Origin of the sequence: Nibrella viscosa, from assembly GCF_039541875.1 — a bacterium.
Classification (GTDB): Bacteria; Bacteroidota; Bacteroidia; order Cytophagales; family Spirosomataceae; genus Nibrella; species Nibrella viscosa.
On record NZ_BAABHB010000006.1, the window covers coordinates 319,383 to 342,519 of the forward strand.

Here is a 23,137-nt window from a genome sequence, read left to right on the forward strand (position 1 = left end):
GTCACTGGTTTACTCCACACACCGGCCGATTAGATTGGACGTTGCCTTGCCTTTTCCTGCTGTATTATCTCTCCTAAACGCTCATTGTTTATGCGCTTCCGGTCTGCTTATCTGTTATCGGCCATACTCCTGGCCTTTGTAATTGCGGCCCAACCGGGTGCCGCCCAACCCAACCCTACCCGTCCGGACCTGCGCCAGGGAGCCTTTTTTACCGAAGCCGAAGGTGCGGCAGCGTTGCAGGCGAATGGTCAGACGCACCACGATAAAGGCAGTTGGGAGAAACGGGCCGCGCAGATCCGGCAGGGTATTCTGGACGGTATGGGCTTACAGAAGATGCCGGCCTTTGCTCCGCTAAAACCTATGCGTCACAGCCTGCGAACCATGAACGGCTATACAGTCGAAAATGTAGCTTTTGAAAGTGTACCGGGCTTTTTTGTAACAGGTAATCTGTATCGCCCCGTAGGCATGAAAGGCAAGACTGCGGCTGTATTGTGCCCACACGGCCACACGGCGAAACAGGACGCCCGGTTTGTGGAGCAGACTCAGCAGCGCTGCGCCACCATGGCCCGCATGGGCGCGGTGGTATTTGTGTACGATATGCTCGGTTATGGCGACTCCAAACAGTGCGACCACAAACTACCGGAAGCCCTGAAATTACAAACGCTGAACAGTATACGGGCGCTGGACTTCCTGACCAGCTTACCAGAGGTCGACCCTAACCGCGTGGGCGTTTCGGGAGAGTCCGGCGGTGGCACGCAGACATTCCTGCTGACGGCGCTGGACCAGCGGGTGAAAGTAGCGGTGCCGGTAGTAATGGTGTCGGCCCACTTTTTCGGCGGTTGCGTCTGCGAAAGCGGAATGCCGATTCACGTCCGCCCTACGCACCAGACCAACAATACCGAAATAGCCGCCCTGGCCGCTCCCCGCCCGCTGCTGCTGGTCTCCGACGGGAAAGACTGGACCAAGAATACCCCCGACGTTGAATACCCCTACATCCGCAACATCTACCGCTACTACAACGCCGAAAACCGGGTAGAGAACGTCCACTTGCCCACCGAAGGCCACGACTACGGCCCCAGCAAGCGCGAAGCCGCCTACCGCTTCCTGGCCAAACACCTGAAGCTGGACCTCAACCGGGTATTGAAAGACAACAAAATTGACGAAAGCCTTAATACGCTACTCTCCCCCGCTGAACTGAGCGTCTTCAACGCCGAACACCCCCGCCCGGCAAGCGCCGTCACGGGTGACGAAGCGGTGCTGTCGCTGCTTAGGTGAGCCCGCTAATCAACTTACAACGTATCCACCTTCATGGCCCCTCCGCGTCGGAGCGAATCGGGCCGGAGCCGGAATTGTTGGAGGGTATCGCTGGCAGAAAGCCGGGCATCGCGGGCCTTCTGGCGCTTCTGTTGGGCTTTTTCCATCGCCTGCTGGTTATGGTTAGTCGTGCGGGGTGGCCGGGGTGCCTGTCTGGTCGAGTTTACCCCCTGGGCGAACCCGCTCAGGCCGACCATTAGCAGCCAGCTAAGTATCATAAGCTTTTTCATAACGTCTCTTTGTTTAATTGGGTACCACCTTCACCACGTAGGCTTTCCGGAGCTTCTCTTTTCCTTTGCCGTCGGTGCGCTTCTCGGAGAAGGTAACACGAGCGGTGCCGGTTGTCACTCCTTTGATCTCAAAAACGGCCGGTCCCGGATCGCTCGGTCTCAGAGTATCGATCGGAGCAGTAAGCCGCCGACGTGAAACCTCTACGATCTCCTTGTTTTCGCTGGTGCCGACCAGTTCAACCGGCGTAATCAAAGCACCCGGTAACGCTACCTCTCTGATCTCTCCTATTTTCACTTCCAGGCGCTCGCCCCGATTGGAGGCATTATTCGATTGCAATTGCCGGCGGCAGCCAGTCCAGCCTATTATCAGTACGAACAGTAACAGGAAGGTTACCCCCTTTACCCTGAAAGCAGGGGTCCGGGAGTTAAATTTCTTTATAAAAAACGTTGAGCTATACATAATTTATAGGGTTTGTATCACAACTACGCAGCCGGGGCAACAGTTTTGAGATATGACAAACCGGCAGCCAACGTACCAACAGGCTTATTTACGTCAAATCAATTACCCGAAAACTCCGCTACCTGTTTCTATGATACACCATTGTTCACCCCCCTCCTGGGAACGAATCCGCCCATTAAGCCGTTTTTTGTAAAGTATTTGCATGACTTCATTTAAATTTTTATTCCCCATATGAAAGTAACCCTTGCCCTCCTGCTATCGGTGTCTGTGCTGGCGGCATCTGCGCAGGTGAAGGAAACTCCTACTTCACAAAACCCGTTTTTCAGCCCGTACAACACCCCATTTGGGGTGCCGGCTTTTGATAAGTTCAAGCCGGAGCATTTTGAACCCGCCCTCGACGAAGGGATGAAGCAGCAGGCGGCCGAGATTGCGGCCATCACCAGCCAGAAAGCTGCCCCGACCTTCGCCAACACCATTGAGGCCCTGGAAGCCAGCGGCAACCTGCTGCAGCGGGTAAACACCGTATTTGGCAACCTCAACAGCGCCAACACCAACGATGCGCTGCAAAAACTGGCCCAGTCTGTTGCCCCGCGCCTGTCGAAACACTACGATGACATTAACCTGAACCCGGTGCTGTTCCAGCGCGTTAAGGCCGTGTACGACCAGCGGAGCAAGCTTAAACTGACCGGCGATCAGCAGCGCCTGCTCGAAAAAACCTATAAAGGGTTTGTCCGAAGCGGAGCGGCTCTCTCGCCCGAGAAGCAGGAGCGCCTGCGGAAGATCAACGGTGAACTCTCGGTGCTGACCTTGAAGTTTGGCCAGAACCTGCTAGCCGAAAATAATGCCTATACGCTGGTGATCGACAAGAAAGAAGACCTGAGTGGACTGCCCGCATCGGTAATTGCCGCTGCGGCCGACGATGCCAATAAGCGGAACCTGGCCGGTAAGTGGGTTTTTACCCTGCAAAACCCGAGTGTGATGCCGTTTTTGCAATATGCCGACAACCGTAACCTGCGGGAGCAGATCTTTAGAGCCTATCTGGAGCGGGGCAACCACAACAACGCCCAGGATAACAAAGCCATCATGGCCAGCCTGGTAGCCCTTCGCGCCGAAAAAGCGCAACTGCTGGGCTACGAAAACCACGCGGCCTACGTGCTGGAGGAAAGCATGGCCAAAACACCGGCCAAAGTAAACGAACTGCTCAATCAGCTCTGGACGGCTACTGTGCCCGTGACCAAGCAGGAAGCCGCCGAACTGCAGGCGCTGATGGACAAAGAAAATAAGAACCAGAAGCTCGAAGGCTGGGACTGGCGCTACTACGCCGAGAAGCTGCGGAAAGAAAAATACGCGCTGGATGAGCAGGAACTGCGGCCGTACTTCTCGCTTGATAACGTTCGCGAGGGTATCTTTACGCTGACCAACAAGCTCTACGGCCTGCGCTTTGAAAAACGAACCGACCTGCCCGTTTACCACGAGGATGTAGTGGCCTACGAAGTGAAAGAAGCAGATGGGCGCCACATCGGCATCATGTATATGGATTTCTTCCCCCGCGCCAGCAAACGCGGAGGTGCCTGGATGACCAGCTACCGGCGTCAGGAAGTCGAGAACGGCAAGAAAATTACTCCGGTCGTTTCCATCGTCTGCAACTTCTCCAAGCCGACCGGCGATACCCCGGCCCTGCTTACGATGAACGAAACAGAAACGTTTTTCCACGAATTTGGTCACGCCCTCCACGGCCTGCTGTCGAACGTAAAATACGGCAGCCAGTCGGGCACGTCGGTGCCGCGTGATTTTGTGGAGCTGCCCTCGCAGATCATGGAGAACTGGGCACCGGAGCCGGAAATGCTGAAGCTGTACGCCAAACATTACAAAACCGGCGAGGTTATTCCCGACGCCCTGATCGAGAAGATCAAAAAGAGTCAGTTGTTCAACCAGGGCTTTGCCACCGGCGAGTACCTGGCGGCTTCGCTGCTCGATATGGCGTACCACACACTGAAGCCGGGCGAGACCCCATCGGCAAATGAGATCGTGTCCTTTGAGAAGCAGGCAATGGATAAAATCGGCCTGATCGATCAGATTCCTCCGCGCTACCGCAGCACGTATTTCCAGCACGTGTTTGCGGGAGGCTACTCGGCCGGGTATTACAGCTATATCTGGTCGGCAGTACTTGACTCCGACGCCTTTGAGGTATTCAGGCAGAAAGGGCTGTTCGACCAGAAATCGGCCCAGTCGTTCCGCAAGAACGTGCTGGAGCGCGGTGGCACCGACGAGCCTATGACGCTCTACAAGAACTTCCGGGGTGCCGAGCCCGACATTAAGCCGCTGCTCCGTAAGCGCGGGTTGATGAAGGAAATGTAGGAGGCAGGGAGACCGGAAAGAGAAGAGTCGGCCGTTTGGGTTACTGCGGTAGCCGGAATGGCCGATTTTCTGTTTTGGCGTACAATCGGCAAACAATTAGTCGTTATAGAGGTCTGATTAATAGGTGAAAATAAGTACAGCACAAACGAACCATACTACCATGAAACGTATCCTTTCGCTCCTGTCCCCCTTCCTCCCTTTCTCCTTTGTTGCTCACCTCCTTTCCTTCCCCACCCTCGCCCAGCAGGGTACCGTGGAGTATAAAACCACCATGATGGGTGGGCCACAGGCGGTATCCTCGACCAGTACCATGTACTACGCCAAAGGCAACGTACGGACGGAAATAAACGTGGCCCTGCCCGGTGTATCCCGGTCGATGAAGCAGACGATCCTGCTCCTGGCCAATAAACCGAATACCCTGTATATGCTGAACGAAGCCAATCGCACATACAGCGAAACCTCCCTCAAAGACGCAGAAAAAGCCACCGGTGCCCAGAACATTACCGTCACCGTAATCGGTAAAGAAAAAATCAAGAACCTGAATACCACCCATGCCGAAGTCAAGATCGGGCAGGGTACTATGGACGTCTGGACCACCAAAGAAATCCCCGGCTACGCCGACATGCAGGCCCTGATGCGTGCCAACCGCAGCATGGGCAACGCCAATCTGTACGAGGAACTAAAAAAGAAGGGAGCCGATGGGTTCTTTGTCCGGATGGCAACCAGTACCGGCCGGGGCGAAATGCTGATGGAACTGGAGCGGTACGATACCAAACCCGTGGCGGCTTCGCTGTTTCAGATTCCCAGCGACTACAAAAAAGTAGACGCCCCCGATCCGGCGGGCATGATGAATATGTCGCCCGCCGAACGGCAGAAGTTCATGCAGGAAATGCAGAAGCGGCAAAAAAGCCGGCAGTAAGCCTGAATCCGGACAAGCCAATCTCCGTATTCTTCTATTTTAATGTCATTCCCTCACAGAATGGTTTTTTGCCAAACCCAGTGCTTAAACATTGCCTTATTGATCGGGGTTGCCCGATTGGGACACCGATTTTCTGGCCCAGCAGAAACCATCACCTACAGTTTTCGTCTGCAAAAGTTGCGGTAATCATAAAGACAAGCCGGCCAACCAGCCCGAGAAATGCGAGCGGTGCGGCCATAACGAATGGACCCAGGCGATTGAGTAGGTTGTTTGCTTACTCCTCAACGGGAATCTTTAGGGGCAGGTGCCTGGCAGGATCGAATGTTTCGTATCGGTACTGAACGCTGTCGACCCGGTTGTTATACCAAAAAGAACCCGGTTTGAGGAACAAATCTCTATAATACCTGATAGACTCTTTTTCACTTGCAGCAAGTCGGGTTGTGTCCATTTCCCGTTTGTTTCGCATATCAGTCGTGTACTGATGCCGTTCTGCCACCAGGCGGTTCCGGGAATCGTATTGGTACCAAACCGTATCAGGTCCGGCGGGGCTATAATGCTGGTCCAGGTACATATCATCAAACCAGACCGTTTGCAGTTTTCCGGTAGCGTCGTACGCATACCGACGCGAGTAGAGAAAAATTGTATCAAGCCCGCTGGGTCTTCCCAGGCGTATAACATACAGCCGATAGTGGTGCCTGAGCCGTTGTTTGTTGTCCCGTTCCCACCGGGTAATATTCGCTACCTGTGTAGAATCATTGTCGGGCAATTTATAACTATCGGCAAGAGTTCTGAAAAGCGTATCACCGGTAGCCGTATACGTAAGCGCACGTTTTGTAAAGCCACGTACAACAGGCTTTTGATGGCTTTGAAACGAGACACTGGTACGGGATTCAACAACCACTCTTCCTGCCGCATCAAACTCGCGCCGTAGGGTGTCAATTTCTACATAGCCGGGTGGAACGCTGTCACTGTGGTCGTAAGAAATGGTTGTTGTATTGTTTTCTCCGGTGTAGCGGTTCAGACGTTTTGAGTTGTTCCTTCCAAAACAAAATACCTCCAGAACCCGATCCTGCCGGTCATACAGCACAGTTTCGATATGCTTTCCATTTTTCCACTTAGTACGGATGTAAGCAATCTCGCCGGCCGGTGTTTCTATACGGGGAATCGAAGAATCCAACCAGAAGTTTTCGTTTGGTGCGCACGTAAAAAGCGTTAACGCAATGGCAGCCGGCAGTAACAGCAGTCGGCATGTATCTGCGGCTGTTCACCGTCTCTCAGCCATTTCTTACCCTCAATGGTCAGGTACACGTCTTCGGTTGTGGTTTGATCTGCACGTGCTTACTATCAAGCCGACCAACGTGCTATTGTTTTACCCGGTCAAGTATACGTTACTGAGTGTCAGGTAAATTTTTTCCGGAAGCAGCGGCCAAACCCAACCGTAGTCCGGCCGGTTATGTTTATAGACAAACCACCCGACTACCCCATGTTCACCATTCCTCTCTTCGATTACGTTGGCGCCCCCCTGCTGGTGGTAGCCTTTGCGGTGCTGCTGTGGGTACAAGCCCGGAGTCCGCTGCGCCGGCAGCAGTTTCGGACTCTGGGCAGGGTGCTGCGCAACATTGGTTTCTCCATTCCGGCGTTTATCACCCTGCGCCTGTTGCTGCTGCCGGTGCCCCTGCTGGCGGCTGCCTGGGCCGCCCGGAATGGCCTGGGCCTACTCAACTGGCTGCTGCCGCAGGAAGGCGGGTGGGCGTGGGTCCATACCGCTCTGGGGTTCCTTCTCTTCGACTATGCTTATTATGGCTGGCACTACGCAACCCACAAAGTTCCGCTGCTGTGGCGCTTCCACAACGTACACCACACCGACCTGGATATGGATGTCTCTACGGCCATGCGGTTCCATTTCGGGGAGTTGCTGCTGAGCGTTCTGTTCCGGACAGCTACGGTGGTGACACTGGGCATCAGCGTCCTGGCGGCCCTTCTCTACGAGATAGTCTTTGAAATTGCCGCCCAGTTCCACCACGCCAACTGGAAACTACCCCAGCGGGTAGAGCGGTGGATCAATACGGTGCTGGTAACGCCCCGGATGCACGGCATTCACCACTCCATCATCAAAGACGAATTTAACGCCAACTGGGGTACGCTGTTTTCGTGGTGGGACCGGCTGCACCGCACCCACCGCATGGATATTGCCCAGAAAGACCTGACCATTGGCGTTCCGGCCTACCGGGACGAAGAGGAGCTAACGCTGGTTGAGCTGTGGAAAATGCCCTTTGGTCCGCAGCGGGACTGGCGACTACCCAACGGCGAGCGGCCGGAGACGCGGTCAAAGCCCCAATCCCCGAATACTGACAGTTAGAAAGGTGCAGCCGCTGAGAACTGTCTATTCACCCATTGCAGGTAATCGGTTCCTGGTAGACCATTAGCCGGGTTTAATGGCCAGACTCCCGGTTTTTTGGGGGAAAATAGGCTGATTATAGATGCTTCTGACCGGTGTTTTACTGCGCTCCCGCTGCACCTGCCGGCTGACGTGCAGGCCCAGCGCCATCACCGTTACCGAAAAAATAACAATGCCCCAGAGCAGGGCCTGTTCGGTCGCTACCGTGTAATGTTCGCGCAGGTCGTAGGCTCCGTACAGCTTGTTGCGGTTCATGAATACAATGTCGCGCAGCGTGGCGGGTTCGGACTCCGGCTCCAGGCCCAGAATGCTGCAATAATCCTCCTGCAACTGCGACAGGGTATCCAGCGATGCTTCCTTCAGGATCTTCGGCAGGGCTTCGTCAAACGACATACCGGCCCACATGGCCTCTTCCAGGTCGCAGGCGAGGTGGTCGGTCAGTTCGGGAAGCAGATCGGGGGAAATAGCACTCTGGCGCAGGTGACTACGCAGGGTATCCAGTTGGTGGTCGGTCAGCAGATACATAAACGGGATATGTTGAGTTAGTGCTTCTGGTTAGCTATGCCCGGGCCGGCCTGCATCAGAGCCTGCATGGCCGCCATAAACCGCTCGAATTCGGCCACCTTTACCTGAGCCGTAGCCGTACCGGCAGGCGTTAACGAGTAGTATTTTCGCAGGCGACCGTCTACCGCTTCGGTTTCGGTAAGCAGGCAGCCTTCCTCTTCCAGTTTGTGCAGCACCGGATACAACGCCCCGTACGTCAACGTAATCGTACCCCCTGTCCGCTCCTTAACCTGTTGGGTAATTTCGTAGCCGTACATCCGGCGATTTTCCGCTAACAGTTTCAGCACTATCGTCCGGAGTGTTCCCCGGAGCAGTTCCCGTGAATCGGTCCGGCTCATTCGTATGTTGGCTATCGTTAACCAAATATATATAAGAAAATTATATATACAAAGTAACGAGCAACTAATTTAGCCAGGTTTTTTTACAGCAGATACCTTGATTGCCGGCAGGCGGCTGGTCAGCCAATCCATATCGAACCGATTGGCCTGTCCGTCATGGTCTGCCGGGTAAAAGCCGCCACGTCTGTAGTGGTCAGTCTGGGCGTTATGGAGTACCGCACAGGCATTTTTTCCTTCAGGTCTTTTTCGTAGCGGGCGTAGATACCGAAATCAAATGGATACCGACCGGGCGAGGCTCCCAGAAACCCACTCCGCTGCCGGGCAGCATCCAGAATGGCGTTCAGTTCTTTTTCGGTAGCAAGGCCTGGACCCGCCACCCCGTTTGAGAACGGCAGCAGGAATATGTTGTCAAAGGGTTCTGTCTGCTGCAGGTAATGCCGTAAACGCTCGGCAGACGGCTGCGCATTGAAGGCTATCCAGAACGGAACCGCTCCGGTACGCAAAGCCCAATACGGCTCCACCAGAAAAAACATCTCCGCCAGGAGCGTACGGGCGGGCATTCCCCGCTGCCGGTACCACCAGCGATACAAATCGGCTACGTGCGGACTCAGTTCTTCCGGTTCATCAAAAACCAGGCGGCTCACCCGATAGCCAGCTGTTTCAGCCAGTTGCGATACCTCCTCCCCAAGCGAAGCCACAAAACCCCACTCCGACTCCGGCTGTTCACAATCCGGTACCGGAGCATCCCATTTGGCAACGTCCGCACCGGCGTCACGCAGAAATTCGGTTACCAGCTCACTGCCCTGCTGGTATTCTTCCGGCCGTAGGCCACCCAACCCGCCGAACTGAAAATAATGCCGGTCTCCTACCTGCGTAACTGGCCAGCGTTTCTGGCAGTCGATCAGAAACACGGTGCCGCCTTCAGCCAGGTGATCCCGGATAAACGACGCATACGCCGGTCCCAGACTCCGCAACTTTACCCGGAAATACGAGGTATGCGGGATCATCGGCCGATCCTGAAGCGGGTCCATCATGTGGTGCAGTTGCAGAGCCGGGTTGTGATCCAGCAGTTGCTGGGCAAAGGGGGTGGCCCACGCGATCCGTCCTTTGGGATCGTCGGGCGACAGGTTGGGCGTTTTAACCGGAATCAGGAACGTCTGCGGCAGCCAGGGAACCCCCATAGCGGCTGCCAGATGCATGGCGGCCCCGTTGGAAGAGCCGATAAAAATGGCCGGATACGTCTTTTTGGGGTATAGACTGACGACCCATTCGGCAAACGCTTCCGCCTGCACCGAAGCGAGTTGCTCAGGCGCTACCGCCCCTTTGGCGCTCCCCATGATATACAGGCGCTGCTGCACCGGCCAGGGCAGGAGGTTTATAGCCTGGGCCAGCCACTCTCTTTCCGGAAGGCTGCCGGCCCCCGGAAACCCTTCGCCGTGCAGGCTGTTGGCCAGCGCCTTGACCAGTCCGGTGGCTGAATCAAAATTAGACACAAACCACGGTGGCCGCGAAGAGGCCTTCTTGAAAAGAAACGATAACATAACGGCTTGATTTGCTCCTGATTAGTAAACAAACCGAACCTGATTATGTTGATTAAGCGGGCAGACTGCTTTTTCCACCCCGCATCGGCTCGCTGTACGGCTATGCTTTACTCTGGGCTCTCCTGGTTATTCGGGTTTGCGGGTTTATTTATCGACCAGCGTTTAGTCCATACCAATTAACCGGTTTTTCGGGACTTTGCCCAGGTATGAAGCCCCGAAAAACCGGCTACATCTTACAGATGGACCAGATAGTCTGTCAGCTTTTCCCATTGCACCTGCTGAAAAAACATCCAGCCTCCGGTGGCTACCAGCGTGTTGGTAATCGCCCGGTTGCCGGCTTCCTTACCCTGGTTATTTGGTCGTTCGTTTTTGCCAATCTCGAACGCCCGCAACTGGTTACCCTGCCGCTCGACCCGGAACGTGCTACTAGCCTCCTTCGCAAAAAAATGGTCAATTTCACCCTGCTCCCGTTCTCCGCTCTCCGTCGGATCGGGGCTGGGCTTCACGGTAAATTCGGCCCTTGTATCGCCCTGATGCCGGTCGGTGACCTGTACCCAGTTCTCCGACGTTGGACCGGGAATATTAATCCGGATATAATCGCCCACCTGCGGCTCCCCGTTCGGTTTCGGTTGGCCCGCCGAATCATAGAGCTTAAATTCTGAATTGAGACCGGGTAAATTCGACCAGCCGTTTACGTCAAATAATTTCCGGACGGACGCGGTAAAAGCCTCCTGCGCAGCCTGCTCGTCGCGGAAGGCGTTCTCACTGGCGTACGTCTTATCTTTGGTTTCGTCTCCCAGTATTACCTCAATCTCGTGTTTAACCTTATCAACCATTTTACTGATTCCCATGAGCTTGTCTGGTTTTAGTAAATTAATTACCGGCGGCAGCAAACACACGGCCCGCCAACCGCTCGCTCCTCACTATACGCTAACTACGTTGCCCCGGAACTGTTCGGACCAGGTATTGGAGTAATCGGGAGGGAACCGGCAAGGGTTTACACAAACACGATCTGCGGGATAAATGGCTCCTACCACTAGCCATACTCTAAGCCGGCCCAATTGAGTAGTTCAAAATGTCGTATGCCTTTCTTACCCTGAGGAACAATCATTTATTCCAAATTTTGTAATTTGGTCCGAAATCATAACCCTATATCTATACGTCCAAACCATGGCTCAGTATAAATTAAAAATCAACGGCCGTGACTATCAGGCGGATGTTGACCCGGATACCCCGCTACTGTGGGTTCTGCGCGACAATTTTGGCCTGGTAGGCACCAAATATGGCTGCGGTATTGCTGCGTGTGGTGCCTGTACGGTCCACCTTAACGGCGAAGCCACCCGCTCGTGTGTCCTGCCGGTATCGGCCGTCGGCACGTCCAAAGTCACCACCATCGAAGGTCTGTCGGCCAACGGCGACCACCCGGTACAGAAAGCCTGGGACGAGATCGATGTGCCGCAATGCGGCTACTGCCAGGCCGGTCAGATTATGACCGCTGCCGCTTTCCTGAAGCGCAACCCCAAACCGACCGATGCCGACATTGACGCGGCCATGTCGGGCAATATCTGCCGCTGTGGCACCTATCATCGTATCCGTCAGGCCGTCCAAGTAGCAGCAACGAAAAAATAGTTTGAGGTTTACCGTTTGGCGTTTGAGGTTTTACCTGACGCTTTCCACGCGCAGGAACCCAACGTCAAACCTCAAACCTCAAACCTCAAACCCATCCAAGATATGTCAACCTCAAGACGTGATTTTCTAAAATGGACGGCGGCTGGTGGCGGTGGTTTGCTGCTGGGCTTCACCTGGACCGGCACCCGTGCCCTTGACCATATCGAAGCCGATGGCGCTTCTGCTGTGGCTCCCGTTGAGTTTAACAGCTACCTGTCGATTGCTCCCGACGGGACTGTCTCCATTTTATCCCCCAACCCCGAAGTGGGACAGGGTATCAAAACCGCCTTCCCCATTATCGTAGCCGAAGAACTGGATGTCGACTGGACCAAAGTAAAGGTGCTTCAGGCTCCGCTGGATAGTAAGCGTTTCGAGCGGCAGGTGGCCGGAGGTAGCGGCTCCATCCCGCACTCGTGGACGCGGCTGCGCAAAGCCGGCGCTACTGCCCGTCAGATGCTGATGGAAGCAGCCGCCAAACGCTGGAGCGTACCGGTGGGTGAACTAACGACCGACAAAGGCACTGTCATTCACGCGGCCGGCAAGCGCAAAGCTACCTATGGTGAACTGGCTAACGAGGCCGCTCAGATCCCCGTACCGACGGATGTGAAGCTGAAAGACAAGAAAGATTTCAAGCTGATCGGTAGCAGCGTCCGCAACGTCGACAACAAAGCCATCACCACCGGTAAGCCATTGTTTGGGCTGGATACCCAACGGGAGGGCATGCTGATTGCGATGGTGCAGCATCCGCCCACTTTTGGCAATAAGCTCAAATCGGTTGATGCCATAGCAGCCAAGGCCATGCCGGGGATTGTGGATGTGGTGACGTTTAAAGACAATATCGCCATCGTCGGCAAGTCGACCTGGCAGGTAAAAAAAGCCCGCGCGGCCGTAAAAGCCGAATACGAAAAAGCTGATGAACTGGAAAGCAGCAGCGACCACGACCGCCTGTTCCGGGAGATGCTTGCCAGCGGCAACGCCACCGTGCGCCGGAAAGACGGCGATGTCGAAGCGGCTTTTAAAAATGCGGCTAAAGTAGTGAAGGCCGAATACCAGTGTCCGTTCCTGCCCCACAGCCCGCTGGAGCCGATGAACTTCTTCGCGCACGTGAAGTTCGACGGCGATAAACCCGTCAGCGCCGAACTCATCGGACCCACCCAAACCCCTGAGCTGGCCCGCAACGAAACGGCAAAACTATTGGGCATTACACCCGATAAGGTAACCGTAGACCTGACCCGTCAGGGTGGTGGCTTCGGCCGCCGGCTCAAGGCCGATTATGTGCATGATGCTGTAGAGGTATCGCGGCTGGTAAAAGCGCCGGTAAAAGTGATCTGGACCCGCGAAGACGATATGACCGGCGGCAGCTACCGGCCGGCCGTTCGGTACCGCTTTGAAGCCGCGCTGGATGCGCAGGGAACTATGATCGGCTACCGGTTGCGCGGTGCCAGCATCAACGCCGGTAACGCCACGCGGGAGCATAATTTCCCGTCGGGTGCGGTACCAAATCTGCTCATTGACTCCGTCGACCATAAATCGCCGATCACCACGGGAGCCTGGCGGGCACCCATTACCAACTTCCTGGCCTTTGCCGAGCAATCGTTCCTGGACGAAGTGGCACAGGCGGCCGGTAAAGACCCGGTACAGTTCCGGCTGGATCTGCTCGAAAAGGCAAAAAAAGCGCCGGTTGGCGATGTTAAATACGACATCGACCGCATGATCGGGGTCATTAAGCTGGCCGCCGAGAAGTCGAACTGGGGCAAAAAGAAAGATGTAGCCCAGGGCTTCAGCGTGTATTTCTCGCACCTGTCGTACGTAGCGCAGGTCGGCGAAGTGGTGATGCAGAAAGGCAAGCCCGTGTTGCAGAAGATCTACGCAGCCGCCGATTGCGGTATCGTGGTGAACCAGAGCGGTGCCCGGCAGCAGATCATGGGTGGTATCGTTGATGGACTGGGCCATGCTATGTACGGGAAAATGACGTTCCAGAACGGCACGCCCGAGCAGACCAACTACAACAACTACCGGCTGATCCGGCTCAACGAAATTCCGGAGGTCGACGTGCATTTTGTCGACAACGGCATTGACCCGACCGGTCTGGGCGAACCCGCCCTGCCACCAACCGGAGCAGCCGCAGCCAACGCCTTCTTCAAAGCTACCGGCAAGCGCCTGTACAATCAGCCGTTTGCCGAGCAGGAGTTGTTCAAAGGCGTTTCGTAAGTAAGCGGAGCTCGTCCGTGTCTGTGCTTCTCGCTCTCGCTCGTCCGCGATTGTATCGCAAGACGGGCGAGACGAGTGTTTGTAACGCGAATGAACCCAGTACGCTAACGCCACTCCCATTCCAACGGTTTCGCCAAACAAAAAGCCTATACGCTGGTTGATTGCTTGAACGAATTTAATTGAAAACAGAATCATGCGTTGGCAAGGCAGACGCGAAAGCGGTAATGTAGAAGACCGCCGGGGAAGCGGTGGGTCCGGAATGCTGGTAGGTGGTGGGCTGGGAACGGTCATCATCGCTGTTATCATTTATCTGCTGGGTGGTGATCCGTCCTCCTATATCGGCACCGACTCGGATACCGGTGCGCCCGCCCAGGTGCAAACCAGTAACCCCCAGGAAGATGAAGCGGCCCGGTTTGTGAAAACAGTACTGGCCGATACCGAAGATGTCTGGACAAAACTGTTTGCGCAGCGGGGCGAACGCTACCGGCCACCGGTACTGGTTCTGTTTCGGGGCAGTACGCAGTCAGGCTGTGGCATGGCCTCGGCGGCTATGGGGCCCTTTTACTGCCCTGGCGACAAAAAGCTGTACATCGATCTGTCGTTTTACGACGAGCTCCACACCCGGTTCAATGCGCCCGGCGATTTTGCGATGGCCTATGTAGTAGCCCATGAGGTAGCCCACTACATTCAGGACCAATGGGGTATAACCGACCAGGTATCTCAGCTCCGGGGCCGGTTAAGTAAAGTGGATAATAATCGCGTGTCTGTCCGGCTCGAACTCCAGGCCGATTTTCTGGCCGGGGTGTGGGCGCACTACATCAACCAGGAGCGGAATTATCTGGAAGCCGGCGATATTGAAGAGGCCCTGCGGGCGGCCAACGCCATTGGCGACGACCGCATTCAGAAGCAAACGCGGGGGTATGTAGTACCCGATGCCTTTACGCACGGTACCTCAGCCCAGCGCGTATACTGGTTTACAAAAGGGTTCAAAACCGGCGATATTGAGCAGGGCGATACCTTTAACAGCCGGGAAGATGCCAACCTTCAATAAAATTCGTTTACAATCTCACAACAATTTAGCTACGAATCAGCAGATTTTGTTAAAATAACCCTATTTTGCCGACGAATACCAAATCATTTTTAGAGCACTGTTAATCATGAAAATTTTTGTAGGTAGTCTCCCCTTTTCGGTGGCGGACGACGAGTTGCGGGAGTACTTCGAAGAGTACGGCGAGGTTAGTTCAGCAACCATAATCATGGATAAGTTTTCGGGAAAAAGCCGGGGATTCGGGTTCGTGGAAATGGCGAATGATGAAGAAGCGAAAAAAGCCATTGCTGAGCTGGACGGGGCTGAAGTGGGCGGTCGGACAATCGTGGTAAACGAAGCAGAAGAGAAACGGGGTGATAGCCCACGCCGGAGCAATTTCGGGGGCGGGGGCAACTCCGGGGGTGGTGGCTACAACCGCGGTGGCGGGGGTGGCGGCTTCAACCGGGGCGGAGGAGGCAACTCAGGTGGCGGCTATAACCGCGGTGGCGGGGGTGGCGGTGGCTATAATAAAGGGGGCGGTGGACGTGACCGGGACCGGGACAACCGGCGCGGTGGCGGCAGCCGCTACGACTACGAATAGTTTCTACGACCAGGCGATTCCTTTAGTCGCTTATCCGCAAAAGCAGTCGCCTGGTCTTATTTCCAATTTCCTTCTTATCTTTTCCTGGCGACCAGAACATATCGTTTTAGTCTGCTTCTTTTTGCATGTCCCAATCAATCAATCCTGTGCGTGTCCTCGTTGTCGGCTGCGGCAACATGGGTTCTTCGCACGCGAAAGCCTATCAACTGCTGGCCGATTTCGAAATCTGCGGCATCGTCTCCACCGGCAACAGCAAACAAGTCCTCAATGAAAAACTCGGCGGTGGCTATGCGTTATTTGATGACTATGCCACGGCCCTGCAAACGACCCGGCCCGACGCTGTTTGCATTTCTACCTACCCCGACACCCACGAAGCCTTTGCCATCATGGCTCTCGAACAGGGTTGCCACGTGTTCATTGAAAAACCCCTGGCCGATACCGTCGAAGGGGCAGAGCGCGTGGTGACAGCCGCTCAAAAGGCGGGTAAAAAGGTGGTGGTCGGGTATATTCTGCGCCATCACCCCTCCTGGGCGAAGTTTGTCGAAATAGCGCATGACCTGGGCCGGCCGCTGGTGATGCGCATGAACCTGAACCAGCAGAGCCACGGCACCATGTGGACTGTGCACCGCAACCTGATGAAAAGCCTCAGCCCGATTGTCGACTGTGGCGTGCATTACATCGACGTGATGTGCCAGATGACCCGCTCCAAACCCGTGCAGGTCAACGCCATCGGTGCACGGCTGACCGACGAGATCCCGGCCGGCAACTACAACTACGGTCAGTTGCAGATCCGGTTCGACGATGGGTCGGTAGGCTGGTACGAGGCCGGCTGGGGACCCATGATGAGCGAAACCGCCTTTTTTGTCAAAGACGTAATCGGCCCGAAAGGCTGTGTGTCCATCGTCGCCAAAAACGCCGGAGCCGCCGGTAAATCCGACGATGTCGACTCGCACACCAAAACCGAATCGCTGCGGGTGCATTATGCCACGCTGGACCAGAACGATCAGTTTACCCAGGCCGACAACTGGATCGATATGCAGGACGAGCCCGATCACCAGGAGCTCTGCAACCGCGAGCAACGCTATTTCCTCAGCGCTATTCAGAACGATCTCGACCTGATCGATCACCTGCAGGATGCCGTCAACAGCCTCCGTATCGCCTTCGCCTGCGACGAATCCGTGCGCACAGGTCAGCCGGTACTGTTGTAATACAATACATCCATTCCGACTTCTGCTATCCCAACGAGTCTGTTTGCTCGTTGGGATAGTGTCGTTTTGATCCCTATACGCCGGTATTTGGTTATGTACACTCAGTCTCCGAAATCAGATAAGGAAATTTTGTAAATTGTCTGGCAAAACTATCCTGATGCTCATGTACACGCCCGGACCCGGCTCCCCCTGGATGGCTCACGAAGATGAGATGGGCACCAACGCCCCATTTATCCACCAGCGAACGATAGCCGCCCTGGTGGCCGGTCTGTATCCCCTTTACCACCACGACAAAACCATTGCCCTGGAACCGTTTCCGGAGATGATGCTGGATGAGGGCTACAATACGCCCACTCGGCCCCCGATTATATCTATCTTTCGCCATTTCTGAACCTGCCCATGACGACCCGACGAACTTTTCTGAAAACAGCCGCAGCCGGCCTGCCGCTCATCACTACGCCCCTGGCGTCGACCACTCTCCCCATTGCCAACGAGACGAAGCCGGGCCATATCAAGCTAAGCTGTAACCTGTACTCATTCAATGAACCCCTCACCACCGGCCAGATGACGCTCGAACAGGTGCTGGCATTCTGCGCCGACCTGGGTTTCGACGCCGTCGATCCAACGGCGTACTATTTTCCTAACTACCCCACCCTACCCGCCGATAACTATGTGTACGACATCAAGCGGATGGCCTTCCGGCTAGGGCTCGACATCAGCGGCACCGGTGTGCGCAACGACTTTACCCTCCCCGACCCGGCCCAGCGCAAGGCACAAATTGACCTGGTGAAAAACTGGATTGGCTTTGCTGCTCGTTTTGGGGCGCCCAACCTGCGGGTTTTCTCCGGCAAAACGCTAACGGCCGGCCAGAACCGCGACGCAGTAACCAACCGCGTAGCCGACGCCCTCCGCGAATGTACCGACTACGGTGCCCGGCACGGGGTGATGATTGCCCTGCAAAACCACGCCGACTTTATCGAAACGGCCGATCACGTGCTACAACTCCTTACGATGGTCGGTTCAGAATGGCTGACGGTGAACCTGGATATTGGCAGTTTCCGGATCGGCGATCCCTACGCACAGATTGCCCGGCTGGCCCCGCATGCCGCTACCTGGCAAATCAAGGAAAATCTGTACGTCGACGGTAAAGAGGTTGAAACTGATCTGAATAAAATTGTCCGCATTGTGCGCGAGTCCGGCTACCGGGGCTATCTGCCCATTGAGACGCTGGGCAAAGGCGATCCCCGCGTGAAGGTGCCGGTATTTCTGGACAAGGTCCGGAAGGCGCTGGCAGTGGCGGGGTAATTCGTCGGGCTATCTGGTAACGGATTCCTTAATTGGCAATAAAACTCAGCAACGACTCGCTGGCCTGTTGGTACTTTTCCTTATCAACTTGGTAATAATACGCTCCCTTCTTGGAAAACCCCTTTTGTTTTTCGTCCAGTTTAATCAGCAGGCCCGTCGATAAGATCTTCCGGCTAAAATTTCGCCGGTCGAAGTCCGTGTTATAAATGGCGTCGAACAGCTTTTTGAGCTGAGGAATCGTAAATTTTTCGGGCATCAGCTCAAAGCCGATGGGCTGATGGGCGGCTTTGTACCGGAGCCGCTTTAGGGCCAGCTCGATCATCTGGGCGTGGTCGAAAAGCAGGTGGGGTAGCTCGTAGACCGAGAACCACTGTGCCTGGTAGGCATCGGAAAGACCGGATTCGTCGGTTCCCACCTTAATTAATGCAAAATACGCCACCGACACGGTACGGGTGATGGGGTCCCGGTGCGGATCACCAAAGGCATGAAGCTGCTCCAGATACACATCGTTTAATCCGGTTAACTCAAACAGAATTCGGTTTGCCGCCCGGTCCAGCGTTTCATCGGGTTGCAGCCAGCCCCCCATCAGCGACCAGGTTTCTTCATTCACCCCCCGTTTCACCAGCAAGACCTTAAGATTGTCACCGTCGAAACCCAGAATGATGGAATCTAAAGCTACCAGATACGGATGCTGCTGTTTATACTGATCTAACATGAAATGCTGGGTACCGGTCATAATCAAGCTGACTTGCGCTACGCGCTGTTGCTAAGGTAAACGTGCTGGTGCAAAATAAGCTATTCGGCGCTTCTGTAAAAAAAAGTTTACGTGTCTGCTTGACATTTAAAATTTATGTGTCAACTTTACACCTAATATCCGATACTGGTAGATTCCGCATCGGTCAGGCAGTCAATCACTCATAAACCCGTTCAGACGCATGTCAACGCTTTCACCCGTTTCACCGATTACCCTGGGCGACACGGAATACTTCAAGGGAGTCAACGCTATCGGCTACGAAGGCCCTGCTTCCCGAAATCCGCTGGCTTTTAAATGGTATAATCCCGACCTGATAGTAGGCGGCAGGACCCTGCGCGAGCAGTTGCGCTTCGCCATCAGCTACTGGCACACCTTCTGCGGCACCGGCGGAGATCCATTTGGTCCCGGCACGCGTATCTTCCCCTGGGATCAGGCGTCGGATGCGCTGACCCGGGCACGGCATAAGATGGATGCCGCCTTTGAGTTCTTTACCAAAATCGGTGCGCCGTACTACTGCTTCCACGACATCGACCTGGTCGACGAAGGATCATCGGCCCGTGAGTACGAGCAGCGGCTGCAGGCCATTGTGGAATACGCCCGCCAGAAGCAGCAGGCAAGTGGCGTGAAACTGTTATGGGGCACGGCCAACGTTTTTTCTAATCCCCGGTACATGAACGGGGCCTCCACCAACCCGGATTTTGCCGTGGTAGCCTACGCGGGCACCCAGGTGAAAAACGCCATTGATGCCACCATCGCCCTGAACGGCGAAAACTACGTGTTCTGGGGTGGCCGGGAAGGCTATATGTCGCTGCTGAACACCAATATGAAGCGCGAGGTGGAACACCTGGCCCGGTTCCTGACCATGGCCCGCGACTATGCCCGGAAGCAGGGCTTTACCGGCACGTTTTTTATCGAGCCCAAGCCCATGGAACCCACCAAACACCAGTACGACTACGATGCCGCCACGGTGATCGGGTTCCTGCGCCAATACGGCCTGGACAAGGATTTTCAACTGAACATTGAGGTGAACCACGCCACCCTGGCCGGTCACACCTTCGACCATGAACTACAGGTAGCGGCCGATGCCGGCATGCTGGGCAGCATCGACGCCAACCGGGGCGATTACCAGAACGGCTGGGATACCGATCAGTTTCCCATCAACCTCTACGAACTGATCGAAGCCGCTCTGGTGATTCATCAGGCAGGAGGCATCAAACCGGGCGGCATAAATTTTGACGCCAAAGTACGCCGGAACTCGACCGATCCGGAAGACCTGTTTGTGGCCCACATCAGCGGTATGGATGCATTTGCCCGGGCGTTTATCGTGGCCGACCGGATTCTGCGGGAGTCGGATTACCTGACGTTCCGGACCGGGCGGTATGCTTCGTTCGATGGCGGGCCAGGCAAAGCCTTTGAAGAAGGTACCCTGTCGCTGGACGATCTGCGGGCCTACACGCTGGAAAACGGCGAACCCCCACTGCGCAGCGGCAAGCAGGAGTGGCTGGAAAGTCTGATCAACCAATATATCTGACCCAAATACCATGAAATTTTTTATCGACACGGCCAATCTCGCCGACATCAAAGAAGCCAGTGACCTGGGCGTCCTCGACGGCGTTACCACCAACCCATCGCTCATGGCGAAGGAAGGTATTTCTGGTCAGGAGAACGTAATTAACCACTATAAAGCCATCTGCGAACTGGTCGACGGCCCCATCTCCGCCGAAGTAATTGCCACCGATCTGCCCGGCATCATTGAGGAGGGCGAAGCCCTGGCGGCTCTGCACCCTAACATTGTGGTGAAGGTGCCGATGATCAAAGACGGCATCAAGGCCATTAAATACTTTGCCCAAAAAGGTATCCGGACCAACTGTACGCTGATTTTCTCGGCGGGACAGGCGCTGCTGGCGGCCAAGGCCGGGGCCACCTATGTATCGCCGTTCGTGGGCCGGCTGGACGATATTTCAACGGACGGTCTGGAGCTTATTGCACAGATCCGGCTGATTTATGATAACTTCGGTTTTGAAACCAACATTCTGGCGGCTTCGGTGCGGCACCCCATGCACATTATCAAATGTGCCGAGTTTGGGGCCGATGTGATGACCGGACCGCTGAGCGCCATTACGGCCCTGCTGAACCATCCGCTGACGGATCTCGGCCTGGCTAAATTCCTGGCGGATCACAAGAAAGCGGCCCTGGTTGCCTGATTACCGACCGGCCCGGAGCCGGATATGAGCCGCCAGCCACCAGAACCTGGCTATTCCTGACCCTACCATGATAAACCGTTTTGCTCTCTGCTGGTTGCTGCTCATGACGAGCCTGACCGCGCAGGCCCAGCTTCGCCTGCCCAGGTTAATCAGCAATGGGATGGTGCTGCAACGAAACACCCCCCTGACCATCTGGGGCTGGGCTCAGGCCGGGGAGAAAATAACCGTCCGGTTTACCGGCAAAACCTACAAGGCCACAACGGATAACGCGGGCATATGGCGGCTTACCCTGCCGCCTATGCCGGCGGGCGGGCCGTTTTCTATGGCCATTACCGGCGGTGCGTCCCGGCTGACCCTAACCTATATTCTGCTGGGCGATGTCTGGTTTTGCAGCGGGCAGAGCAACATGGTTCACCAGATGAATATCCACGACGTAACCTATGCCGGGGACATTGCGGAGGCCAACTATCCGCAGATTCGCCAGTTTTGGGTACCGACGCTGACCAATCTGCAAGGCCCCGTAACCGATTTTCCGCAGGGCGAATGGAAAGCTGCGGTCGGCGAAAACGTCCGGCCGTTCTCGGCGGTGGCTTATTTTTTCGCCAAAAAGCTGTATCAGCGGTACAAAGTGCCCATTGGCATTATAAATGCCAGCGTGGGGGGTACGCCCATTGAAGCCTGGATGAGCGAGGAGGGCTTTACCGGGATGCCGGTGCAGCAAACGCTCATCGATAAAAACAAAGACACGGCGTACGTCAATAGCCTCAGTCGCCGGGCCGCTGCCGCCCCCCGCCCCGCGCCCCCGGCCGATCTGGGCCTGGCAGGTGCGGTTAACTGGTATGCCCCGGCCTACACGCCCAAAGGCTGGCGCAACATCAACGTTCCGGGTTATTGGGAAGATCAGGGTGTTAAAGACCTGAACGGCGTGGTCTGGTACCGCCGGGAGGTTCAGCTACCAGCCTCGATGGCGGGCCGGGCGGCCGGCGTGTTTCTGGGCCGGATTGTCGACGCCGATGAGCTTTACATCAACGGCAAACCGGTGGGTCGCACCACCTACCAGTACCCGCAGCGCCGGTATAAAGTGCCGGCCGATGTGCTGAAGCCCGGCCGCAACGTGTTTGTGGTGCGGGTGACCAACACCGCCGGCAAAGGTGGCTTTGTGCCCGATAAGCCCTACTGTATTTTTGCGGGAGCCGACACCGTTGACCTGAAAGGAACCTGGCAGTATAAAGTAGGCACCGCCTTCCGGCCTGTATCGAGGGCCAATCCAGACGGGGGCAGTCCAGCCGTTGGCATCAGTGCGCAGAATCAGCCCACGGCGCTGTACAATGCCATGGTGGCTCCGGCCATCGACTATGCCATCAAGGGCTTTTGCTGGTATCAGGGCGAAAGCAATGCCGGTCGGCCCCAGGAATACGAACCCCTGCAACGGGCGTTGATTCGTGACTGGCGACGTCAGTGGAAGCAGGGAGATCTGCCGTTTCTGTACGTTCAGCTTCCGGGCTTTATGGATTACAACTACCTGCCGTCCGAAAGCAGTTGGGCCGTGCTGCGGGAGGCCCAGCGCAATGCGTTGTCGGTACCCAACACAGCTATGGTGGTAGCCATCGACCTGGGCGAGTGGAACGATATTCACCCCGATAACAAAAAAGATGTGGGGGAACGGCTGGCACTGGCCGCGTTGAAACTGGCTTACCACGAAAATGTGGTTTATTCCGGCCCGCTGTACCAATCGGCGACGATCGACGGCAACCGGATCATCATCAGCTTCGACCACGTGGGCAGCGGGCTGGTTACCAGCGATGGCGAAGCCCCTGGTGAGTTTGCCATTGCCGGCAGCGACAAAAAATTCGTCTGGGCAAAAGCCCGCATCGACGGTGGTACTGTAGTGGTGTGGAGCGATGAGGTGCCTTCGCCCCGATATGTGCGCTATGCCTGGGCCGACAACCCCGTCAACCCGAATCTGTACAACAAAGAAGGTTTACCGGCTTCGCCGTTCCGGACCGATACGCCGTAACCAGACTGTTATTCCTAAAC

General features: G+C 55.6%; 22 protein-coding genes. 14 read left to right on the top strand and 8 right to left on the bottom strand.

The window, feature by feature from the left end:
- Nucleotides 1–90 precede the first annotated feature (90 nt).
- A complete protein-coding gene (locus tag ABD931_RS17095; protein ID WP_345269047.1) occupies nucleotides 91–1,275 on the top strand; it encodes an alpha/beta hydrolase in 1,185 nt (394 codons plus the stop codon).
- 14 nt (nucleotides 1,276–1,289) lie between these two features.
- Here the strand turns inward: ABD931_RS17095 and ABD931_RS17100 are convergent, their stop codons facing one another.
- Both ABD931_RS17100 and ABD931_RS17105 read right to left on the bottom strand, forming a co-directional pair.
- Complete coding sequence (locus ABD931_RS17100) at nucleotides 1,290–1,544, bottom strand: hypothetical protein (protein WP_345269048.1); 255 nt, start codon at nucleotides 1,542–1,544, stop codon at nucleotides 1,290–1,292.
- Between the two features lie 13 nt (nucleotides 1,545–1,557).
- Nucleotides 1,558–2,004: a hypothetical protein gene (locus ABD931_RS17105; RefSeq protein WP_345269049.1), complete on the bottom strand. Its 447-nt coding sequence runs from the start codon at nucleotides 2,002–2,004 to the stop codon at nucleotides 1,558–1,560.
- Nucleotides 2,005–2,235: 231 nt separating this feature from the next.
- On the opposite strand from ABD931_RS17105, the gene ABD931_RS17110 reads away from it, so the two are divergent.
- Nucleotides 2,236–4,362, top strand: a complete 2,127-nt coding sequence (locus tag ABD931_RS17110) for a M3 family metallopeptidase (RefSeq protein WP_345269050.1) — start codon at nucleotides 2,236–2,238, stop codon at nucleotides 4,360–4,362.
- A 160-nt stretch (nucleotides 4,363–4,522) separates the two neighbouring features.
- Nucleotides 4,523–5,281 (top strand): DUF4412 domain-containing protein, encoded by a 759-nt coding sequence (locus ABD931_RS17115; protein WP_345269051.1) that lies wholly within the window; start codon nucleotides 4,523–4,525, stop codon nucleotides 5,279–5,281.
- Between the two features lie 274 nt (nucleotides 5,282–5,555).
- Here ABD931_RS17115 and ABD931_RS17120 read toward each other — a convergent pair whose 3' ends face one another.
- On the bottom strand, nucleotides 5,556–6,458 hold the full coding sequence (locus ABD931_RS17120) for a hypothetical protein (protein WP_345269052.1): 903 nt from the start codon (nucleotides 6,456–6,458) through the stop codon (nucleotides 5,556–5,558).
- A gap of 306 nt (nucleotides 6,459–6,764) precedes the next feature.
- Here ABD931_RS17120 and ABD931_RS17125 point away from each other — a divergent pair, with 306 nt between their 5' ends.
- Entirely contained in the window at nucleotides 6,765–7,640 is an 876-nt protein-coding gene (locus ABD931_RS17125; protein ID WP_345269053.1) for a sterol desaturase family protein, read from the top strand.
- Nucleotides 7,641–7,703: 63 nt separating this feature from the next.
- Here ABD931_RS17125 and ABD931_RS17130 read toward each other — a convergent pair whose 3' ends face one another.
- The 4 genes from ABD931_RS17130 to ABD931_RS17145 all read right to left on the bottom strand — a co-directional run bounded on the left by ABD931_RS17130 (nucleotide 7,704) and on the right by ABD931_RS17145 (nucleotide 10,973).
- Complete coding sequence (locus ABD931_RS17130) at nucleotides 7,704–8,204, bottom strand: hypothetical protein (RefSeq protein WP_345269054.1); 501 nt, start codon at nucleotides 8,202–8,204, stop codon at nucleotides 7,704–7,706.
- 17 nt (nucleotides 8,205–8,221) lie between these two features.
- Nucleotides 8,222–8,581, bottom strand: a complete 360-nt coding sequence (locus ABD931_RS17135; protein WP_345269055.1) for a PadR family transcriptional regulator — start codon at nucleotides 8,579–8,581, stop codon at nucleotides 8,222–8,224.
- Nucleotides 8,582–8,700: 119 nt separating this feature from the next.
- Nucleotides 8,701–10,122, bottom strand: a complete 1,422-nt coding sequence (locus tag ABD931_RS17140; protein WP_345269056.1) for a hypothetical protein — start codon at nucleotides 10,120–10,122, stop codon at nucleotides 8,701–8,703.
- 233 nt (nucleotides 10,123–10,355) lie between these two features.
- Nucleotides 10,356–10,973, bottom strand: coding sequence for a hypothetical protein (locus tag ABD931_RS17145; protein WP_345269057.1), 618 nt, complete (start codon nucleotides 10,971–10,973; stop codon nucleotides 10,356–10,358).
- 319 nt (nucleotides 10,974–11,292) lie between these two features.
- Between ABD931_RS17145 and ABD931_RS17150 the strand changes: the two genes are divergently transcribed.
- The 7 genes from ABD931_RS17150 to ABD931_RS17180 all read left to right on the top strand — a co-directional run bounded on the left by ABD931_RS17150 (nucleotide 11,293) and on the right by ABD931_RS17180 (nucleotide 18,142).
- The gene (locus tag ABD931_RS17150; protein WP_345269058.1) at nucleotides 11,293–11,751 is read left to right on the top strand and encodes a (2Fe-2S)-binding protein; all 459 of its coding nucleotides are present in this window, start codon (nucleotides 11,293–11,295) and stop codon (nucleotides 11,749–11,751) included.
- A 102-nt stretch (nucleotides 11,752–11,853) separates the two neighbouring features.
- Nucleotides 11,854–14,001: a xanthine dehydrogenase family protein molybdopterin-binding subunit gene (locus tag ABD931_RS17155; protein WP_345269060.1), complete on the top strand. Its 2,148-nt coding sequence runs from the start codon at nucleotides 11,854–11,856 to the stop codon at nucleotides 13,999–14,001.
- A 193-nt stretch (nucleotides 14,002–14,194) separates the two neighbouring features.
- Entirely contained in the window at nucleotides 14,195–15,052 is an 858-nt protein-coding gene (gene ypfJ, locus ABD931_RS17160) for a KPN_02809 family neutral zinc metallopeptidase (protein WP_345269061.1), read from the top strand.
- A gap of 106 nt (nucleotides 15,053–15,158) precedes the next feature.
- Nucleotides 15,159–15,629: an RNA-binding regulator gene (rbp, locus tag ABD931_RS17165; protein WP_345269062.1), complete on the top strand. Its 471-nt coding sequence runs from the start codon at nucleotides 15,159–15,161 to the stop codon at nucleotides 15,627–15,629.
- Between the two features lie 125 nt (nucleotides 15,630–15,754).
- Entirely contained in the window at nucleotides 15,755–16,837 is a 1,083-nt protein-coding gene (locus tag ABD931_RS17170) for a Gfo/Idh/MocA family protein (RefSeq protein WP_345269063.1), read from the top strand.
- A gap of 157 nt (nucleotides 16,838–16,994) precedes the next feature.
- Entirely contained in the window at nucleotides 16,995–17,228 is a 234-nt protein-coding gene (locus ABD931_RS17175; protein ID WP_345269064.1) for a hypothetical protein, read from the top strand.
- 8 nt (nucleotides 17,229–17,236) lie between these two features.
- The gene (locus tag ABD931_RS17180) at nucleotides 17,237–18,142 is read left to right on the top strand and encodes a sugar phosphate isomerase/epimerase family protein (RefSeq protein WP_345269065.1); all 906 of its coding nucleotides are present in this window, start codon (nucleotides 17,237–17,239) and stop codon (nucleotides 18,140–18,142) included.
- 28 nt (nucleotides 18,143–18,170) lie between these two features.
- Here the strand turns inward: ABD931_RS17180 and ABD931_RS17185 are convergent, their stop codons facing one another.
- Nucleotides 18,171–18,857, bottom strand: coding sequence for an NUDIX hydrolase (locus tag ABD931_RS17185; RefSeq protein ID WP_345269066.1), 687 nt, complete (start codon nucleotides 18,855–18,857; stop codon nucleotides 18,171–18,173).
- Between the two features lie 220 nt (nucleotides 18,858–19,077).
- Between ABD931_RS17185 and xylA the strand changes: the two genes are divergently transcribed.
- The 3 genes from xylA to ABD931_RS17200 all read left to right on the top strand — a co-directional run bounded on the left by xylA (nucleotide 19,078) and on the right by ABD931_RS17200 (nucleotide 23,117).
- Nucleotides 19,078–20,427: a xylose isomerase gene (gene xylA / locus ABD931_RS17190; RefSeq protein ID WP_345269067.1), complete on the top strand. Its 1,350-nt coding sequence runs from the start codon at nucleotides 19,078–19,080 to the stop codon at nucleotides 20,425–20,427.
- 10 nt (nucleotides 20,428–20,437) lie between these two features.
- Entirely contained in the window at nucleotides 20,438–21,100 is a 663-nt protein-coding gene (fsa, locus tag ABD931_RS17195) for a fructose-6-phosphate aldolase (protein WP_345269068.1), read from the top strand.
- A gap of 67 nt (nucleotides 21,101–21,167) precedes the next feature.
- Entirely contained in the window at nucleotides 21,168–23,117 is a 1,950-nt protein-coding gene (locus ABD931_RS17200; protein WP_345269069.1) for a sialate O-acetylesterase, read from the top strand.
- Nucleotides 23,118–23,137: the final 20 nt, after the last annotated feature.

Coding starts and splice junctions, on each gene's coding strand:
- ABD931_RS17095 (WP_345269047.1), top strand. CDS start 91: ATGCGCTTCCGGTCTGCTTATCTGTTATCGGCCATACTCCTGGCCTTT.
- ABD931_RS17100 (WP_345269048.1), bottom strand. CDS start 1,544: ATGAAAAAGCTTATGATACTTAGCTGGCTGCTAATGGTCGGCCTGAGC.
- ABD931_RS17105 (WP_345269049.1), bottom strand. CDS start 2,004: ATGTATAGCTCAACGTTTTTTATAAAGAAATTTAACTCCCGGACCCCT.
- ABD931_RS17110 (WP_345269050.1), top strand. CDS start 2,236: ATGAAAGTAACCCTTGCCCTCCTGCTATCGGTGTCTGTGCTGGCGGCA.
- ABD931_RS17115 (WP_345269051.1), top strand. CDS start 4,523: ATGAAACGTATCCTTTCGCTCCTGTCCCCCTTCCTCCCTTTCTCCTTT.
- ABD931_RS17125 (WP_345269053.1), top strand. CDS start 6,765: ATGTTCACCATTCCTCTCTTCGATTACGTTGGCGCCCCCCTGCTGGTG.
- ABD931_RS17130 (WP_345269054.1), bottom strand. CDS start 8,204: ATGTATCTGCTGACCGACCACCAACTGGATACCCTGCGTAGTCACCTG.
- ABD931_RS17135 (WP_345269055.1), bottom strand. CDS start 8,581: ATGAGCCGGACCGATTCACGGGAACTGCTCCGGGGAACACTCCGGACG.
- ABD931_RS17140 (WP_345269056.1), bottom strand. CDS start 10,122: ATGTTATCGTTTCTTTTCAAGAAGGCCTCTTCGCGGCCACCGTGGTTT.
- ABD931_RS17145 (WP_345269057.1), bottom strand. CDS start 10,973: ATGGGAATCAGTAAAATGGTTGATAAGGTTAAACACGAGATTGAGGTA.
- ABD931_RS17150 (WP_345269058.1), top strand. CDS start 11,293: ATGGCTCAGTATAAATTAAAAATCAACGGCCGTGACTATCAGGCGGAT.
- ABD931_RS17155 (WP_345269060.1), top strand. CDS start 11,854: ATGTCAACCTCAAGACGTGATTTTCTAAAATGGACGGCGGCTGGTGGC.
- ypfJ (WP_345269061.1), top strand. CDS start 14,195: ATGCGTTGGCAAGGCAGACGCGAAAGCGGTAATGTAGAAGACCGCCGG.
- rbp (WP_345269062.1), top strand. CDS start 15,159: ATGAAAATTTTTGTAGGTAGTCTCCCCTTTTCGGTGGCGGACGACGAG.
- ABD931_RS17170 (WP_345269063.1), top strand. CDS start 15,755: ATGTCCCAATCAATCAATCCTGTGCGTGTCCTCGTTGTCGGCTGCGGC.
- ABD931_RS17175 (WP_345269064.1), top strand. CDS start 16,995: ATGCTCATGTACACGCCCGGACCCGGCTCCCCCTGGATGGCTCACGAA.
- ABD931_RS17180 (WP_345269065.1), top strand. CDS start 17,237: ATGACGACCCGACGAACTTTTCTGAAAACAGCCGCAGCCGGCCTGCCG.
- ABD931_RS17185 (WP_345269066.1), bottom strand. CDS start 18,857: ATGTTAGATCAGTATAAACAGCAGCATCCGTATCTGGTAGCTTTAGAT.
- xylA (WP_345269067.1), top strand. CDS start 19,078: ATGTCAACGCTTTCACCCGTTTCACCGATTACCCTGGGCGACACGGAA.
- fsa (WP_345269068.1), top strand. CDS start 20,438: ATGAAATTTTTTATCGACACGGCCAATCTCGCCGACATCAAAGAAGCC.
- ABD931_RS17200 (WP_345269069.1), top strand. CDS start 21,168: ATGATAAACCGTTTTGCTCTCTGCTGGTTGCTGCTCATGACGAGCCTG.